The organism is Chitinophaga sp. XS-30 (genome assembly GCF_008086345.1).
Taxonomy (GTDB): Bacteria; Bacteroidota; Bacteroidia; order Chitinophagales; family Chitinophagaceae; genus Chitinophaga.
The window spans coordinates 3,926,249-3,942,624 of the sequence record NZ_CP043006.1 but is presented as its reverse complement, the minus strand read 5'-3'; the positions used below and the strand labels follow the sequence as shown (position 1 = coordinate 3,942,624).

The window sequence follows — 16,376 nt, the reverse complement described above, 5'->3', positions numbered from 1 at the left end:
CTATTTAAAGGACTAGAATGAGGTTTGTAACTGAAGCGTGAATGTACGGCTGAACGGATATGCCAGACCGCGTTCGCGCTTGATGCTGGTGAACCGGAACAGGTCGCCCGTAAAGAAGGTGATCCTTGTGTTCTGCAGGCGCAGCTGCTTGTTCAGTTCATCTGAAAAGCGGTAGTAGGCAGAAAGGCTTTCGCAGATCAGCTCATTATTGTCCTGCACAAAACGGGAGGAAGCCCTGGTAATGGAACCTGTTACACCGTCCGCCGGCACCAGCGCCTTGAAAAAGGTCTGGTCGCCGGGTTTCATCCAGCGATCCTCTGCTACCCTTCTGTCCACATTATAATAAGCATACGCCACGTTCTCCACCCGGTCTATCAGCGTCTGGTTATATGCCTGGCCGCCATAGCGGAAACGGAAGAACAGGTTCATACCGATGCCGTTGATCTCCAGGTTGGTGCCGAAGGTCCCTTCCACTTTGGGGCGGCTGTCTCCCACAATGATCTGGTCCAGCGGGCTATAGGTATTGGTAAGCTTCCCGTCCCGGGTGCGGAAGATCTCGTTCCCGGTGGAGGGATCTATGCCCAGGGATTCCACGGCCCAGATGGCGGTGGTGGACTGGCCTTCAGCATACCGGATGAGCGGCGTGGACGAGTAGGTTGTATCCGCCCGTTTGTTCATCTGTTTCAGCGTGTTGGAAACCTTTTCGATCGTGCTCTTCACATGGAAGGCATTCACGAAAACGGACAGGTTGTTGCGGGAACCCGGGTTATTGATCAGGTTGACACGGGCATTCACTTCCCAGCCTTTGCTCAGCACATCGCCCATGTTTTCAGCATAGGTCCCGAATCCTGATGATGGCGGTAAGGAGATGTTGGCGATGCTGCCTTGTGTTGTTTCCACGAAATAGTTGGCCACAACATCCAGCCGGTTGAAAAGTGTAATGTCCGCGCCAAAATTGCTTTTTAGCGTTTGCTGCCAGGCGAGGGCGGGATTGCCGAAACCGATGAGCTGTGTTCCGATAATGCCGCGGTATTCCATCCCGGTGTAGTAATTGCTCGTATTCAGGCCCAGGTAGCTGGGGAAATTCTGCGAACCGGTGTACCCAAGGGAGTAACGCAGTTTGAAACGATTGATGAAGGACAGATCCCTCAACATCTTCTCGTTATGCAGGTTCCATCCGGCGCCAACGGACCAGAAGGGAGCGAACCGTTTTTCCGATCCGAACTGGGAAGATCCGTCCAGGCGGTAAGACAGGTCCAGCAGATAACGGTTGTCATAGGCGTAGCTCAGGTTGCTGAGGTAGCCCAGCAGGCGGGAACGGTACTCGGAGCCGAAGGGCTTGCTGCCCACAGGGAACTGGTTGCCCAGGGTCAGCTGGTCCATGCTGGGATTCGGGAATCCCTGAACAGTAAAATGTTCCCCGCTATGCGCTATATCCTGGAAGTTCCAGCCAATGGTCCCGAAGAACATGTGGTCCCCGAACCGTTTGTTCGCATCGGCCATCAGCATCCCTTCCGAAGTGTTCCTTCTGCCATATCCTTTCTGGTAGGTGCCTTTCTCAAAGGTTGGCGTGGCCACAAAAGAGGTATGCTGTGCGGGCCTGAACACATCCAGCTCATCTTTCTGCTGGGTTATGGCCAGGCGGGAGGACAAGCGCAGCCAGGGCGTTGCCTGCCATTGTGCGGAAAAGTTATTGGTCAGGTTCAGGTAAGTACTGCGATGCACTGTATTCAGCGTGGCGTTGTACAGCGGATTCACCGCCCTGCCGGGCCCACGGCTATCCAGGTTGTCATAATTATCGAAGTTCCGCAGGTAAGTACCGTCTATGGTACGCACTTCTTCCAGGTACACCTTCATGTTCCCGTCTTCATCATACGGCGTCCAGTAAGGATTCAGTCTGGTATATTCCCGGAAACTGCCGTATGGCGATTCATTGCCCCGGTTGGCGCTGATGGTCAGGTCGTTCCGGAACTGGAAGTTTTTGATCCGGTAGCTCAGGTAGGTATTACCCATCATATTTCGGCGGTCGGAGCCTTTCATGACACCCTGCTGATTGTCATAGGTAAGGCTTACACCATAAAGCGCATCATCGGCGCCGCCTTCCACATAGATATTGTGTTTCTGGCCGATGCCGGTGCGCAGGGGCTGGGCCATCCAGTCCGTATTCACGCCGCGTTGTATTTCAGAGAGCCTGTGATTGTAGAAATATTGCAGTTGTTCGTTTGTTGAGTTCCAGGAATTATTGTACACGCCGGCCTTATATTCCAGGTCCAGCTTTTCTTTTGCATCCAGCAGATCGTAGCCGGTGAGGTCCGGCGCTTCCACGAACATGCTGGCATTGTAGGTTACCCTGAGTTTGCCGCTCTGGGGGCGGATGGTTTCGATCACGATCACACCATTGGCGGCGCGGGAACCGTAAATGGCCGTAGCGGCCGCATCCTTGAGGATGTCCACTTTGGCGATGCGGTTCATGTCCAGATCATTGATCCTTTGCAGCGAGGTTTCAAAGCCATCCAGGATAAAGAGCGGAACGTTGGGAGAATTGTTGTAGTTGAATATGGCATCATTGTTTGTCTGGCTGATATCCACCAGGCTATTGCCGCCGCGCAACACCACTTCCGGCAGGGCATTGGGGTTGGAACCCAGGTTGATGTTCTCCGGCATCTGGAAAGAGGGGTCCAGCGCCTTTAAAGCGGACAACACATTGTTATTGGTCACCCGGCTGAGGTCTTCCTGTGTGAAGGAAGTTGCCGCACCGGTAAAGTTCTGTTTGGGACGGCTGAATACGCCTGTTACCACCACATCCTTGATCGATTGCTGTGAAACAGACAGCGAATGCACATGTTCACCCGATTGCTGGATAGTCACCACCAGGGTTTCATATCCCATGAAACTGATCTGCAGCTTCGTTCCTTTGGGTACACGGATAACGTAGCGGCCATCCGGACCGGAGATCACGCCGGATTTTGTACCCAGCACGGCTACGGAAGCGCCCGGGATCGGTTCCTTCGTTCTGGCGTCGATCACTCTTGAATGCACCTCCAGCAGTTCTCCGGGAGCAGGCTCCGGATCTTTCGGATAAGTGGCTGCCGGTTTCAGGATAATCGTTTTGTTGGAAATGGTAAACGTGATGGGCTGATCGGCCAGCGCCATTTGTAAGACCTCTGCCAATGGCGCTTTTGTTACATTGATCGTCACATTTTTTGTGCCGTTCAGCGATGCGTTATTGTACAGGAAAGCATAACCTGTCTGTTGCCTGATCTCACGGAAAACCGTGCTCAATGGTGCATTTTTGACGTTCATTGTCACCTCCTGCGCCTGCGCATATGAAAACGCCTGCAGGAAAAACAGTACAGTGAACAGTGCGAATAATCTCATCTTTATCGCATAGCGATGCCAGGTCACCCCGGGAGGTGACTTCAGATAGTCAGTTAGTTTCATACTAGCAGTCCTTTTTAATTAATCATTAAATGCAACAACGGCGCTTCATGCGCGGGATAATTACGCAGTACTCGTTTGATTCTGAATGTTGAAATTTTTCCCCTCTATTATAATAATGGTTGATCTTTATTCGCTGTTTTGTTCACTTGTATTTTGCCGGTCAGGGTTTTACCGTAACCGTTCTGTTCTCGATACCGAAATGTACTGCTTCCGTCAGCTCAAGCATTTTGAGCACTTCGGAAAGCTTCTCCTGCCTGGAAATCTGCCCGGTGAATGTCTGTGTTTTTATATTTTCAGTTGTAAATGCGACATCTACATTGTACCAGCGGCTGATACGGCGCATGATGGCATCCAGGTCCTCGTTATTGAACAGGAACAAGCCATCTTTCCAGGCTGCCGTTTCTTCTGCATAAGGCAGATCTATTACTTTCAGATCTCCGTTCTTATGCAGCCGGGCCTGTTGCCCCGGTTTGAGCAAACTGCTGGCCCCTTCGCTCCTTACCTTTACCGCGCCACGCAGCAGGGAAGTTTTCATGGAAGATTCATTAGCGTAGGCCATGATGTTGAACTGGGTACCTAACACCTCCACTTCCATTTTATCCACTGCTACGATGAAGGGTTGATTTTCATTATGCGCAATATCAAAAAATGCCTCACCCGTCAGTTCCACTTTTCTCTCCTTTCCGGAAAACGCCGTCGGGAAGCGCAGGGACGAAACCGCATTCAGCCATACCTTGCTGCCATCCGGTAAAATGATCTGGTACTGGCCTCCCCGTGGGGTGTTGACCGTATTGTAATAGAATACAGCCTGGTTCCCGGCATTTCCGTTGTCGTAGGCCAGTTGCGCACCGGCAAGCTTGATGACCTGCGTATTGCCCTGGCTGCCCAGTGCTCCGTTCTGTGCGCTATCCAGCTCGATAATGCTGCCATCGCCAAGTGTAAGTGTTGCCTTGTTGCCACCCGGCGCCACATCGTGTTTGTAATGACCCGTGTTTTCAGCCGTTTGTGCCGGTTGATCCGCAAAAAAGAAATATCCGCCTGCGGTGATCAGCAACAATACTGCAGCAGCGGCCGCCATCCGGCGATACCACCTGCTTCTGCCGGCAGTCCGCCGGTCGATCGCCTGCAACATCCGCAGCCGCAATATGTCAGCATCTTCAGGTATTTCCGGGAATGTTCCGTTTTGATCGTACCATTCGTGCAGTTGTGCTTTTTCAACGTCGGTAGCCGTCCCCTCCAGGAACTTCTGTGCCAGTTTATGTAAATGATCTTGGTCCATGGTTGGTATTGGAAGGGCGTTTACAAGTATAGAGTCTTCCCGGGGAAGGTTACCCTTAGTGTTTTGAAAAAAAATCTAGAAAAAGAAGTGAAAGGCTTTGCCGAGGTTCATTCGGATAATGCGTAAAGCCTTTGTGAGATGGGCTTCCGCTGTTTTATGGGAGATATTGAGATTTTGGGCAACCTCTCTGATGGACTGGTCATATAATTTGGTGGCCCGGAATACGATACGGCATTTTTCGGGCAATTCGCAACTGAGCCTGTCCACGATCTCCAGCATGAGCTTGTGCTCAAGGGTGCTGGCAGGTGCAATAACAGGCGTTCCGGCTGAAAGATGCAGCTCCCTGCGCTGATTTTCCCTGGCCATGTAACGGTAAACGGCATAACGCACCATGGCGGAAAGATATTTGGACAGTTCCCCGATCTGCAGCTCGTGCCTTTTCTGCCAGAGCGTGACAAAGACATCCTGTACAATTTCTTCAGCGGCGGCGGTACTTTTCAGATGGTAAAATGCGGAGGCGTATAAGCGATCCCAGTAGCGGTCATAAATTGTTGTGAACGCTTTCCGGTCATCCTCCCTGATCATGTCCAATAATGCAGTGTCCTCCAAAAGATGCATATACAATAATACTAATACAGCACAGTTCTAAATTGATCTTATCAATGAAATTGGTTGGTTTGTTGCACAAAATACATAATAATGGGGATATTGTCGGAAAAAAATCTAAAATAGACGTCATGCTTGTATAATGACAAACATTGCTAATGTTTTAACCTGAAGAATGCAATTGCGTACCGCGGCACCGCCGTCTTCGGTGTGGGCAGCCCCCTTCCCCCCGCTCAACCTCCTCCAAACCGCTCCCGAAACGCCCTCTCCAGTGTCTCCCGATGATCAGGATGCGCAATAGCCGTAAGCGCTTTGGCCCGTTGTTTCAGATTTTTGCCAAACAGGTCGGTAACGCCATATTCCGTAACCACCCAATGAATATGCCCGCGCGTGGTCACCACACCTGCCCCTTCTTTCAGGAACGGCGTGATGCGGGAAATGCCTTTATTCGTAACGGATGGTAACGCAATGATGGGTTTGCCCCCCGGCGAAAGCGATGCGCCGCGGATGAAATCCATCTGACCGCCGATCCCGGAATATTGCCAGGTACCGATGGAATCCGCGCATACCTGGCCGGTGAGGTCAATCTCAATGGCGCTGTTGATAGCGGCGGCTTTAGGGTTCTGGCGGATGACACTGGTATCGTTCACATAACTGATATCCATCACCCGGATAGCGGGATTGTCATGTACAAAATCATACAACTTTTGCGTGCCGGTCATAAAGGAGGTAACGGAACGGCCGGGATTCAGCTTCTTGCACCGGTTATTGATCACACCGCTTTTGATCAGCGGTATCACACCGTCGGACATCATTTCTGTATGCAGACCAAGGTCTTTATGATGAACCAGGTTCTTCAATACCTGGTCCGGAATGCTCCCGATGCCCAACTGCAAGGTGGCGCCATCTTCCACAAGCGCCGCTATATTCTTCCCGATCTGCTCTATAGCCGGGGAAACCGCGCTGGAATAGTCCACAACAGGAAGTTCCGCCTCGTGAATAACCATAGCATTGATCTTGTCCATATGAATGAAACCGTCCCCATGCGTACGCGGCATGCGGGGATTTACCTGGGCGATCACATGTTTCGCAGTATCTACAGCGGCACGCGCAATATCAACAGAAGTGCCGAGAGAGCAGTATCCATGTACATCCGGTGGGGACACCTGTATAATGGCTACATCCAGCGGAAGGATACCACGATAGAACAATTGCGGTATCTCACTGAGGAAAATAGGCACGTAATCGCCGGAAGCACTGTTCACGACTTTGCGGGTGGCTGCCGAAACAAAAAGTGAATTGAAGAAGAAGCTTTCCCGGAATGAAGGCTGGTCAAAATCCAGGTCGCCCAATGTGGTGATGCTGACCAGTTCTACGTTCTTCAGTTCCGCATGCCGGGCCTGCATGGCTTTGATAATATGAACAGGACTAGCGGCGCTACCGTGAATGAATACACGGTGTCCTGACTGTATGGCCTGAACGGCGGTAGCCGCATCAATATAATTACCTTTCATAGGATACAAAAGTGCGATATTCCGGCCATATAGGGAATGACAAGCATCATTGGGACGGATGACGGGTATTCTTCATAAAAATCCCGGCAGCCATTTTTCAGCCTGCCGGGACTTTTCCAATGGGAGGATACGGCATTCCGTTACCCGTACAACCCCATCCATGCGGACCATAGCCGGCCCTCTTATTCCGTTACTCCCGCCGCTTCCAGCATCAGGTAGTGCAGGTCTGTATTTTTGACGAATTGTTTGAGGTTTTCGCTACCAGGGCCCATCATTGCCAGTTCAACATAATCGCCGGAATGGTCCATTGCGCCCCAGCCGATGGAATTGTACTGCCGTTGCATGACCGCCAGCTCTTTAAAAGGCAGTTTATAGGGATTATAAAGGCCGTCACCATCCATTTTGGCGTAGTGAGAAAGCAACTGCGCAGCTTCTTCTTTTTTGATGGCATACCCCTGTGCGGCTTCGATACGCTCTATCACCTGCGCCGCTGAAAAATCCTTGCGAATGCCGTGCAGTATCCAGTCATTCGTATGCCGGTATTTTTGTATCCTGTCGAAGTTTGCATTGGCTTTTGAGCCGGAGAACAGACCGGGGTTGGCATTGCCGTGATCGGTAGTGATGATGACGAGGGTATGCTTGTCTTTCATCGCAAAATCCACAGCTACTTTTATGGCATCATCGAAAGCGATCTGGTCATACAGCAAACCTGCTGCATCATTGGCATGCGCTGCCCAGTCCACTTTACCGCCTTCCACCTGCAGTACAAAACCCTTACTGTTGGTGTTCATATGATCGATCGCTGTTTTCGTCATTTCTGCCAGCGTAGGTATTGCCTTTGTGATCGCCGCATCCTGCATGGCATCGAGCGTGTAGGGCAATCCGTCTTCATGAAATACGCCAAGTACCGGTTTTCCTGTACCGCGCTGCAAAGTCAGCATAGCTTCCCTGTTCTGCAGCACATGATATCCTTTCTGTTTGAACTGACCGAATACATCGGCCTTGTCCTTTCTTTTGTCTTTGCTGAAGAACTCCGCACCGCCGCCCATCATGATATCGAACTGAAGATCGAGGTATTGCAGGGCGATGTCCGCCTGATCGCCACGGCTTTTGCTGTTCACGCAAAATCCCGCGGGTGTGGCGTGGGTTATCGGCACAGTGGTCACACATCCTACGGACTTGCCGGCCGATTTGAATTTCTGCAGAATGGGCTTGTATTCCTCTCCGTTGGGACCAACGTTCAGGGAGCCGTTATTTACCCGCATGCCACCGCCCCAGGAAGAACTGGCCGCGGCGGAATCAGTTACCAGCGAGCTGGCGGAAGCGGTATCCATCAGCGCACGTTTCACCAGCCCTTCCGTGTACAGGCGCATCCACTCGCTGCTCCGGCCTTCCTTCCGCTGTAACAGCAAATCGGCCATGCCGAGCGTTCCAACGCTCATGCCGTCGCTCACCAGAAAAATGATGTTCCTGGCGTGGTCGCCTTTCCTTCCGGTAGCGGCGGAAGATGCCAGGGCGCTAACCGGTGCTGCAATTGCACTGCCGAATACGGCCAGTGAGGTATTGCGGAAAAAATCTCTTCTTTTCATCCGTTCGTTTTTACTTTTTTCGGGCGGGATGAGCCTTCGATATATAAATCATCAATCCCCTGCGGGATTAAACATTGCTTTATACATGCCGGCTGCATCTGTATGTTTTGTCTTTTGAGCAGCGCACAGGTATGCTTTCCCGGCCCTGAATGGAATGTACAAAGATGGGCCGAAACCGATATGCATCCAATGCGATGCCACTAATTAACACAGAATTAATGCCGAACAGATTACATTTTTGTTCGCATCAAAATGGAAGTTTTTTGTATTTTATCCGCTTAAACTGATACAGATTATGCAAAGATCATTGTTACTGATCCTGCTTGCGGCCGCTTTGGGCAGCTGCGGCACAACAGAACAGAAAACCACCGCTCCGGAAAAATGGAGCGCGGAAAAAGCCAATGAGTGGTATGCGCGGCAGGACTGGCCGGTGGGCGCAAACTACATTACCAGTTCCGCCATCAACCAGCTGGAAATGTGGCAGGCGGAAACCTTCGACACCGCTGCCATCAATACCGAGCTTGGGCATGCAGCCTCTATTGGCATGAACACCATGCGCGTTTTCCTGCACGACCTGCTTTATGAGCAGGATTCTGCGGGCCTCTTCAACCGGATGGAAACTTTCCTGCAGATCGCCTCACGGCATAACATCAGCATTATGTTCGTGCTGTTCGACTCCGTATGGGATCCCTTCCCTGCCCTCGGAAAACAGCGCGATCCGAAGCCGCATGTACATAATTCAGGATGGGTGCAAAGCCCCGGCATCAAGGTGCTGACGGATTCCACACAGTATCCCCGCCTGGAAGCCTATGTAAAAAACACCGTGAAACGTTTTGCGCAGGACGACCGGATCATCTGCTGGGACGTCTGGAACGAGCCGGACAATCCCAATGTCAGCGCTTACGGGCATGTGGAACTGGAAAACAAAAGCGATTATGTGTTGCCGTTGCTGCGAAAGACTTTCGAATGGGCCAGGGCCGTACAACCGGAGCAACCGCTGACCACCGGGATCTGGACCGGGGACTGGACGAGCGACTCCACGCTCAGCCCCATCGCCAGGCTGATGATCGAAGAGTCTGATGTGATCTCTTTCCATACTTATGACGACAGCCTGTCCGTGGAACAAAAAGTACAGCAGTTGCAGCGTTATCAGCGGCCTTTGCTTTGTACGGAATATATGGCCCGGCCGCGGCAAAGCACTTTCCAGAGCATTCTGCCGATATTCCGGAAGCACAAGATAGCAGCCTATAACTGGGGTTTTGCGGAAGGGAAATCGCAAACGAATTATCCCTGGGACAGCTGGAAGAAAACATATACCGCCGAGCCGGAGCTTTGGTTCCATGACATTTTCCGGAAAGACGGTACCCCTTATATCCAGGAGGAAGTGGACTTCATCAAACAGCTCACTTCGAAAGAATAATCTTTACCTCCTTCGGGCCTTTAACAGTTGACCGGACCTTCCCGTTCGCCATCCTGGTATGTTTTACAGAAACAATGCCATATGGTGTGGGGAAGGTCCCTTCAGCAAAATCAAGGTCGCCCAGGTGCGGTTCTATTTCAATGGTCCTGCAACCCGGCGCCGTTACTTTGATGCCCAGCACATGCTCCGTCAGCCAGGCCGTAGGTCCCGATGCCCATCCATGGCAGAGGCTGTGCCGCAACCCGATATAGCAATGCGCACCATAGTCCCCGTGAATATCTTTCATCCCCTCCGGCACCACTTCATCAATGCGCGAAGCATCGGGTATCCAGTCCATATTGAAATCTTCCCAGAAGGTCGTAGCGCCCAGGGCCAGCATAGCGCCCCAGTATTGCCGGATATCCCTTAATGCACCGGCATAATCACCAGCTTTGGCCTTTGCCTGCAGCATATAATAACCGAAGAAGGTGGAATAGTGTTTCGTACTGTCTTTCCCGATCACTTCGTTATTCATTTTTTCCGCGGATGCGAGGCCGGATAACGCCAGCATCGCCGCAGCCTGTTTGGAGCCGTTGGGGTCAGGGACATGCTGCTGAAGACGGGTCGCTGCTTCGGTACATTGTGTTGCCGTTTCGGCATCTCCCAATACTTTGCTCAGTTCCGCGCCTGCATGGAGCGTCATCACCATCATAGCCTGCAACCCCGCGTGAATGGCGGGTTCATTGCCGCTGGAAGGCCAGTCCAGGAACCGCATTCCGCCGTCCAGCTTTTCCCGGTTATCCGGGCCGATCTTTGTGATCAGCATATTCAGCAGGCCTTTCAGGTAGGATGATTGTTCGCGGAGATACTGGATGTTGCCGGTGTGCAGGTACCAGTCGCGATGCAGCAATACCCACCACATGGAGTATGCACCGATACCGTTCATATATTGAGGCAAGGGGGTAATGTCGCGGGCGAGGTCCAGGCTTTTCGGCACAACGTTCTGCTCCCCGAACACCGCGCAGATGGTGGACACTTCGGGGTGAAGGTCTCCCACCCACACCAGACGGTCGCGCTTGATGCCATCCCACAGATAATCCTGCATATTGAGCTGTACGGTGTATGCCCCGGTAAGCCATATTGTGTTCAGCAAAGTATCACTGCAGCGGAAAGACCCTTTGTAGGGCAGGTCACGGTATATCAATACGGCATTAATTTCCTTCAGCTGAAGCGCCATATTCTCTTCCACCAAGTCGATCCGGACAAAACGGAACCCGGTATTGCCAAGCTCCAGGCTGCCGAGCCAGGGCACTTCAACGATCATATCCCGCATGGCATGATCGTTTGTAGCGTTCTTCTCCCCGCCGATATCGCTCATCGCTTCACTGACAGATTCGCCGAAACGCACCCTTACCTTCGCGGGTTTGTTGCCTTTATAAACGCCTGTAACGATCTGGATACCGCCGTGGATCTCCCGGCCAAAGTCGAGCATAATGTATGCACCGGCTTTTTCCAGGGTGCAGATATCACGATTGGAAAGGTCCGCCTGACCATTCCGTTTTACCAGCAGGTTGCGGGCGTTGGCCATGCCGCTTTCCATAACGATCCTTACCGGGCTGAGCCAGGTACGCGTCAACTCCGGGGTGTAAGCCTGGGTTCCGGCGCTGAAAACAGGCGGCAGCTTTTGTGCGGACAAGCCAGTGGCAATAAGCAGCAAAGGGAAAAGAAGCGATTGTTTCATGCCGTCAAAATAGGATGAAAAACGCGGATTGGTATCCTGCACCTACCCGGCGCGGCAAAAAAAGGGGGTACGTTAAACAGCTTAACTTTTCAAATTATGCGCCCTGCTCCTCGCCGCGTTCTCCTGCTCTGCCAGCGTCCACTGGTCCGTAGTTGTAGTGGCCAGCCATATCTTCCCTGATTTGCGGAACACCTGCACGTTGAGGCCAAGTAACCTGAAGAATTGTTCCTCCAGCGCCTTTACCGTTACATCCCCGCTGACATCGATCCAGGCGGATGTATGAATATTACGCACCTCTTCGATCGGCGTATCCGGAGGCAGCTGGTCTGCAAGAGGGCTTGCTTCAAAGCTTGCATGAGGGTTCTTGTAGAATTCGATCTTCAGGTTGGGCCAGGCTTTCCTGAAATCCTGCTGAATGGACCGGATAATGGATTCTTCTGTGATAAATATTTCCATGATAGCCAGTTTTTATATTACAAATCTACTTCTCGCGGGAGAGCCGGGCGATGACGGCTGTTAATCCCCGCATTGATATCCGTCACTGCTTTGGAAGCGGGAAAGCCGGAATATTGTTTAAAAAAAGAAATGAGCGATCAACGCGTCAAACTGGAAGAAAGATATTTCCTTGAAGGGCCGCGGTCCCGCCTGCTGGAGCTGTCCTTTGCGTTCCAGGTATTGCTGGAATTCATTAAAGGTTTCCGGGTACTGCACTTCGTAGGGCCTTGTGTGGCTGTATTCGGTTCCGCACGCATCCGGGAAGGCGAAGATCATTATGAACAAGCCCGGCAAATGGGCGCCGGTATCGCCAAAGCAGGTTTTACGGTAATGACCGGCGGCGGCCCGGGCATCATGGAGGCCGCCAACCGGGGCGCTAAAGAAGCAGGTGGCCCTTCCGTCGGTTGCAATATCATCCTGCCGAGGGAACAGACCCCTAATCCGTATATGGACAAAACCGTCAGCTGCAAGTTCTTCTTCGTGCGGAAAGTACTGATGTTTAAATACTCCTGCGCCTTCGTGATCATGCCCGGGGGCATCGGCACGCTGGACGAGTTTTTCGAAGCGCTCACCCTGATCCAGACCCGCAAGATCATCGATTTCCCCATCGTACTGATCGGAAAAACCTACTGGGAACCGGTCATGCCCCTCTTTCACAGCATGATAGAAGCCGGCACCATCGGCATACACGATCTGAAATATCTCCTCTTCACCGATTCCGTTGACGAAGCCATGGAACATATCAACCGCTATGCAACGGAGAAATATAACATCCAGCGGAAAGGAAAATTCAGGCGATGGAAAATGTTTGCGGAGTAACCTTATAATTAAATACATTTTTATCCTTTATTATCAGAATATGCCGTAACTTTGAGCCGTTTGAACATCTTATATTAAGGACAAAAAGGTGTTTAATTATATACCATGATCATTAACGCTTAAAAACATCCCATCATGCAAGATCTCGATCAGGCTATTATCGGACAGCTTGTTGCTGAAAACTACCGTACAGCCGCCATCTTCAGGAAATTCAACATTGACTTCTGCTGCAATGGCAACCGCAGCATTGCCGACGCCTGCCGGCAAAAGAACATCGATCCCGCAACGGTAACGGCCCAGCTGGCGGCGGTACTCACGCAGCAGCAGGACAGCGCAGCGGATTACAACAGCTGGCCGCTCGACGCCCTTACCGGGCATATCCGGCAGAAACACCACCGGTATGTGGAAGAGCAGATACCGGTGCTGGAGGCCTATCTGCATAAGCTATGCAGTGTGCACGGCAACGATCATCCTGAGCTTGCGCTGATATTCGATCTTTTCCGCGCCAGCGCCGGAGAATTGATCATGCATATGAAAAAGGAGGAATTGATGCTGTTTCCCTATATCGAAAGAATGGTTCAATCGGTATCAGAGCAGGCGCCCCTTCCCCCTCCTGCTTTCGGCAGTGTCTCCAATCCCATTGCCATGATGATGCAGGAACATGATCAGGAAGGAGAACGCTTCCGGAAAATACAGGAGCTGAGCAATGATTTTTCCGTACCACCGGACGGCTGCAATACCTATCGGGTGACCTATGCGCTCCTGAAAGAGTTCCAGGACGATCTGCACCTGCACATTCACCTGGAGAATAACATTCTTTTCCCGAAGGCCGGCCGTATGGAAGAAAGCATGAGCATGACGGGAAACAGTTGCAGCATTCAGCGGTAGCGTTACAGATCAATGCCTGCGCTGATGCCGGTCATTGCAATGCTGTAACACACCGGCGAACTTTGAACCAATAATTCACTTGTCAAATCTTTTATGATGAATCTCAGATATCTCCTCATTTTTTCCCTTGCAGCGCTGCTGGCACTGGCAGGCTGCGGCGGCAACCAGGAAGGATCGGGCCAGGAAACATCCTCGGCAGAGGCCCCGGCAGACAACAGTCTTGTTGCCGGCAAAACCGACAATGCTGATCCCAAAGGCATCGGCAAGTTCAGGGACGTTCCGCTTACCCATCCGCTGGATGAAGCCATGGTCGTCAAAGGCCGTGAGATCTCCGATGTCAAATGTATGTCCTGCCACAAGCTGACAGACCAGAAACTGGTTGGCCCGGGCTGGAAGGGCGTAACAGACCGGAGAACACCGGAATGGATCATGAATTTTATCACCAATGTGGACGAGATGCTGGAAAAGGACTCCGAAGCGCAAGCCATGCTGGAGCTATGTATGGTAAGGATGCCTAACCAGAACCTGACCGATGAGGAAGCAAGGGCCGTACTGGAATTTATGCGCAAAAATGATGGAAAGAACTAATCATATTTATCTCTCTTAATCTTCACTCAAATGAAAATCTCGATCCTTTTACTGGCAGTAACCAGTGCTCTTGCCATACAAAGCTGCAAAATGAAAAGTACGGAATCTGCTGTCAGCGGAGACGCCGCAGCGAAGACGTACGTTGCCCCGGGCAAGTATGACGAACTGTACAACTTTGTTTCCGGCGGCTTTAACGGACAGGTATCCGTATATGGCCTTCCGTCCGGGCGGCTTCTGAAACTCATCCCGGTATTCTCCGTGCATCCTGAAAACGGGTATGGTTTCAACGAAGAGACCAAACCGATGTTGCAGACCTCCTACGGTTTTGTGCCCTGGGACGATCAGCACCACCTCGCCCTCTCGCAGACCAATGGCGAGCATGACGGCCGCTGGCTCTTCGCCAATGCCAACAATACGCCCCGCGTTGGCCGCATCGACCTGAAAACATTCAAAACCGCGGAGATCATAGAGCTGCCCAACAGCGGCGGCAACCACTCCTCCCCTTTTATTACGGAGAACACGGAATATGTGATCGCCGGCACACGCTTCGCCATACCGGTAGGCAACCAGGAATCACCGCTGGACAATGCCTCCTTTAAAAAGAACTTCAAAAGTACCGCTTCGTTCATCAGCGTGGATAAAAATACCGGGCATATGAGCGTCAGCTTCCAGATCATCCTGCCGGGCATGGACCTCGATCTGAGCCGCGCGGGAAAAGGGCCTTCCCACGGCTGGTTCTTCTTCTCCACCTATAATACGGAACAGGCCAGCACGCTGCTGGAAGTGAATGCCTCCCAAAAGGACAAAGACTTCATCGTTGCCGTTAACTGGAAAAAAGCGGAGGAATACATCAAGGCCGGAAAAGGCAAAAAAATGCCTGTGGAATATTACCACAATGTATATGATGAAGAAACGCACAGCGCCACTTCCCGTATCATCAAAGAAGTGCTGACGCTGGACCCCGAAGAGCTGAAAGACATGGTGTACCTCATCCCCTGCCCGAAATCTCCCCACGGCTGTGACGTAGATCCCTCCGGCGAGTTCATCGTAGGCAGCGGGAAACTGGCCGCCCTGATCCCCGTGTTCTCTTACCAGAAACTGATCAAAGCCATTGACGATAAAGCGTTCGAAGGCGAATACAACGGCATCCCCGTTGTCAAATACGAAGCAGCGCTGCATGGTGAAGTCCAGAAGCCGGGGCTTGGGCCTTTGCATACGGAATTTGACGGAAAGGGCAACGCCTACACCTCCTTCTTCGTATCGTCCGAGATCGTGAAATGGAGCGTGAAAGACCTGAAAGTGCTGGATCGCGTTCCCACCTACTACTCTATCGGCCACCTCATGGTGCCGGGCGGCGACACAAAAAAGCCCTACGGAAAATATGTAGTGGCTTACAACAAGATCACCAAAGACCGCTATCTGCCAACAGGACCGGAACTGGCACAAAGCGCGCAGCTCTATTCCATCGACGGGGACAAGATGCAACTACTGCTGGATTTCCCCACCATCGGCGAACCACACTACGCCCAGGCCATTCCGGCGGAAAAGATCAGGGAGCAAAGCGTCAAGTTCTTCGACATCAACAAGAACAAACATCCTTACGTTTCACTTGGAGAAAAAGCCACAAAGGTAGTACGCGAAGGAAATGTTGTGCATGTGTATATGACAGCCATCAGATCACACCTTACACCGGATAATATAGAAGGCATCCAGGTGGGTGACGAAGTGTACTTCCATGTGACCAACCTGGAGCAGGACTGGGACATACCGCACGGGTTCGCCATCAAACATGCGCCGAATGCGGAGTTGCTGATCATGCCCGGGGAAACAAATACCCTGAAGTTCGTTCCGGTAAAACCGGGAATATATCCCTTCTACTGCACGGACTTCTGTTCCGCGCTTCACCAGGAGATGCAGGGTTACCTGAGAGTATCTCCCAAAGGCAGCAACGTTCCCCTGAAATGGGGCACGGGCGAAGAGGAAGCGGCAGCTCCCGTAGCAGCAAGATGATTTTACA

Annotated in this window: 12 protein-coding genes; 5 read left to right on the top strand and 7 right to left on the bottom strand. The window is 51.8% G+C overall.

The window, feature by feature from the left end; translation table 11 throughout:
• Positions 1-12: 12 nt before the first annotated feature.
• From FW415_RS16040 to FW415_RS16020, 5 genes are all read right to left on the bottom strand, one after another.
• Positions 13-3,441, bottom strand: a complete 3,429-nt coding sequence (locus FW415_RS16040) for a SusC/RagA family TonB-linked outer membrane protein (protein WP_148387032.1) — start codon at positions 3,439-3,441, stop codon at positions 13-15.
• Between the two features lie 160 nt (positions 3,442-3,601).
• Positions 3,602-4,720, bottom strand: coding sequence for a FecR family protein (locus FW415_RS16035; RefSeq protein ID WP_148387030.1), 1,119 nt, complete (start codon positions 4,718-4,720; stop codon positions 3,602-3,604).
• A gap of 75 nt (positions 4,721-4,795) precedes the next feature.
• Complete coding sequence (locus FW415_RS16030) at positions 4,796-5,338, bottom strand: RNA polymerase sigma factor (RefSeq protein ID WP_148387027.1); 543 nt, start codon at positions 5,336-5,338, stop codon at positions 4,796-4,798.
• 221 nt (positions 5,339-5,559) lie between these two features.
• A complete protein-coding gene (locus FW415_RS16025; protein ID WP_148387025.1) occupies positions 5,560-6,840 on the bottom strand; it encodes an acetyl-CoA hydrolase/transferase family protein in 1,281 nt (426 codons plus the stop codon).
• 182 nt (positions 6,841-7,022) lie between these two features.
• Positions 7,023-8,429 carry an alkaline phosphatase gene (locus FW415_RS16020; protein WP_148387023.1) on the bottom strand — a complete coding sequence of 469 codons (1,407 nt, stop codon included), beginning with the start codon at positions 8,427-8,429 and terminating at the stop codon, positions 7,023-7,025.
• Positions 8,430-8,724: 295 nt separating this feature from the next.
• Between FW415_RS16020 and FW415_RS16015 the strand changes: the two genes are divergently transcribed.
• On the top strand, positions 8,725-9,849 hold the full coding sequence (locus tag FW415_RS16015; protein WP_148387020.1) for a cellulase family glycosylhydrolase: 1,125 nt from the start codon (positions 8,725-8,727) through the stop codon (positions 9,847-9,849).
• Here the strand turns inward: FW415_RS16015 and FW415_RS16010 are convergent.
• Both FW415_RS16010 and FW415_RS16005 read right to left on the bottom strand, forming a co-directional pair.
• Positions 9,833-11,569: an alpha-L-rhamnosidase C-terminal domain-containing protein gene (locus FW415_RS16010; protein ID WP_148387018.1), complete on the bottom strand. Its 1,737-nt coding sequence runs from the start codon at positions 11,567-11,569 to the stop codon at positions 9,833-9,835. The two genes, FW415_RS16015 and FW415_RS16010, sit on opposite strands and share 17 nt — an antisense overlap.
• Before the next feature lie 81 nt (positions 11,570-11,650).
• Complete coding sequence (locus FW415_RS16005) at positions 11,651-12,025, bottom strand: hypothetical protein (RefSeq protein ID WP_148387016.1); 375 nt, start codon at positions 12,023-12,025, stop codon at positions 11,651-11,653.
• A 129-nt stretch (positions 12,026-12,154) separates the two neighbouring features.
• Here FW415_RS16005 and FW415_RS16000 point away from each other — a divergent pair, with 129 nt between their 5' ends.
• The 4 genes from FW415_RS16000 (at position 12,155) to nosZ (ending at position 16,369) form a co-directional block, all read left to right on the top strand.
• Positions 12,155-12,883: a TIGR00730 family Rossman fold protein gene (locus FW415_RS16000; protein WP_148387013.1), complete on the top strand. Its 729-nt coding sequence runs from the start codon at positions 12,155-12,157 to the stop codon at positions 12,881-12,883.
• Positions 12,884-13,018: 135 nt separating this feature from the next.
• Positions 13,019-13,771, top strand: a complete 753-nt coding sequence (gene ric, locus FW415_RS15995) for an iron-sulfur cluster repair di-iron protein (protein WP_148387011.1) — start codon at positions 13,019-13,021, stop codon at positions 13,769-13,771.
• A 93-nt stretch (positions 13,772-13,864) separates the two neighbouring features.
• Positions 13,865-14,359 (top strand): cytochrome c, encoded by a 495-nt coding sequence (locus tag FW415_RS15990; RefSeq protein ID WP_148387009.1) that lies wholly within the window; start codon positions 13,865-13,867, stop codon positions 14,357-14,359.
• 90 nt (positions 14,360-14,449) lie between these two features.
• Complete coding sequence (gene nosZ / locus FW415_RS15985; RefSeq protein ID WP_246858766.1) at positions 14,450-16,369, top strand: Sec-dependent nitrous-oxide reductase; 1,920 nt, start codon at positions 14,450-14,452, stop codon at positions 16,367-16,369.
• The last annotated feature ends 7 nt before the right edge of the window (positions 16,370-16,376 follow it).

What these genes read in the sequence shown, in the direction of transcription:
- FW415_RS16040 (WP_148387032.1), bottom strand. Translation starts at nt 3,441, where the DNA reads ATGAAACTAACTGACTATCTGAAGTCACCTCCCGGGGTGACCTGGCAT.
- FW415_RS16035 (WP_148387030.1), bottom strand. Translation starts at nt 4,720, where the DNA reads ATGGACCAAGATCATTTACATAAACTGGCACAGAAGTTCCTGGAGGGG.
- FW415_RS16030 (WP_148387027.1), bottom strand. Translation starts at nt 5,338, where the DNA reads ATGCATCTTTTGGAGGACACTGCATTATTGGACATGATCAGGGAGGAT.
- FW415_RS16025 (WP_148387025.1), bottom strand. Translation starts at nt 6,840, where the DNA reads ATGAAAGGTAATTATATTGATGCGGCTACCGCCGTTCAGGCCATACAG.
- FW415_RS16020 (WP_148387023.1), bottom strand. Translation starts at nt 8,429, where the DNA reads ATGAAAAGAAGAGATTTTTTCCGCAATACCTCACTGGCCGTATTCGGC.
- FW415_RS16015 (WP_148387020.1), top strand. Translation starts at nt 8,725, where the DNA reads ATGCAAAGATCATTGTTACTGATCCTGCTTGCGGCCGCTTTGGGCAGC.
- FW415_RS16010 (WP_148387018.1), bottom strand. Translation starts at nt 11,569, where the DNA reads ATGAAACAATCGCTTCTTTTCCCTTTGCTGCTTATTGCCACTGGCTTG.
- FW415_RS16005 (WP_148387016.1), bottom strand. Translation starts at nt 12,025, where the DNA reads ATGGAAATATTTATCACAGAAGAATCCATTATCCGGTCCATTCAGCAG.
- FW415_RS16000 (WP_148387013.1), top strand. Translation starts at nt 12,155, where the DNA reads ATGAGCGATCAACGCGTCAAACTGGAAGAAAGATATTTCCTTGAAGGG.
- ric (WP_148387011.1), top strand. Translation starts at nt 13,019, where the DNA reads ATGCAAGATCTCGATCAGGCTATTATCGGACAGCTTGTTGCTGAAAAC.
- FW415_RS15990 (WP_148387009.1), top strand. Translation starts at nt 13,865, where the DNA reads ATGATGAATCTCAGATATCTCCTCATTTTTTCCCTTGCAGCGCTGCTG.
- nosZ (WP_246858766.1), top strand. Translation starts at nt 14,450, where the DNA reads ATGAAAAGTACGGAATCTGCTGTCAGCGGAGACGCCGCAGCGAAGACG.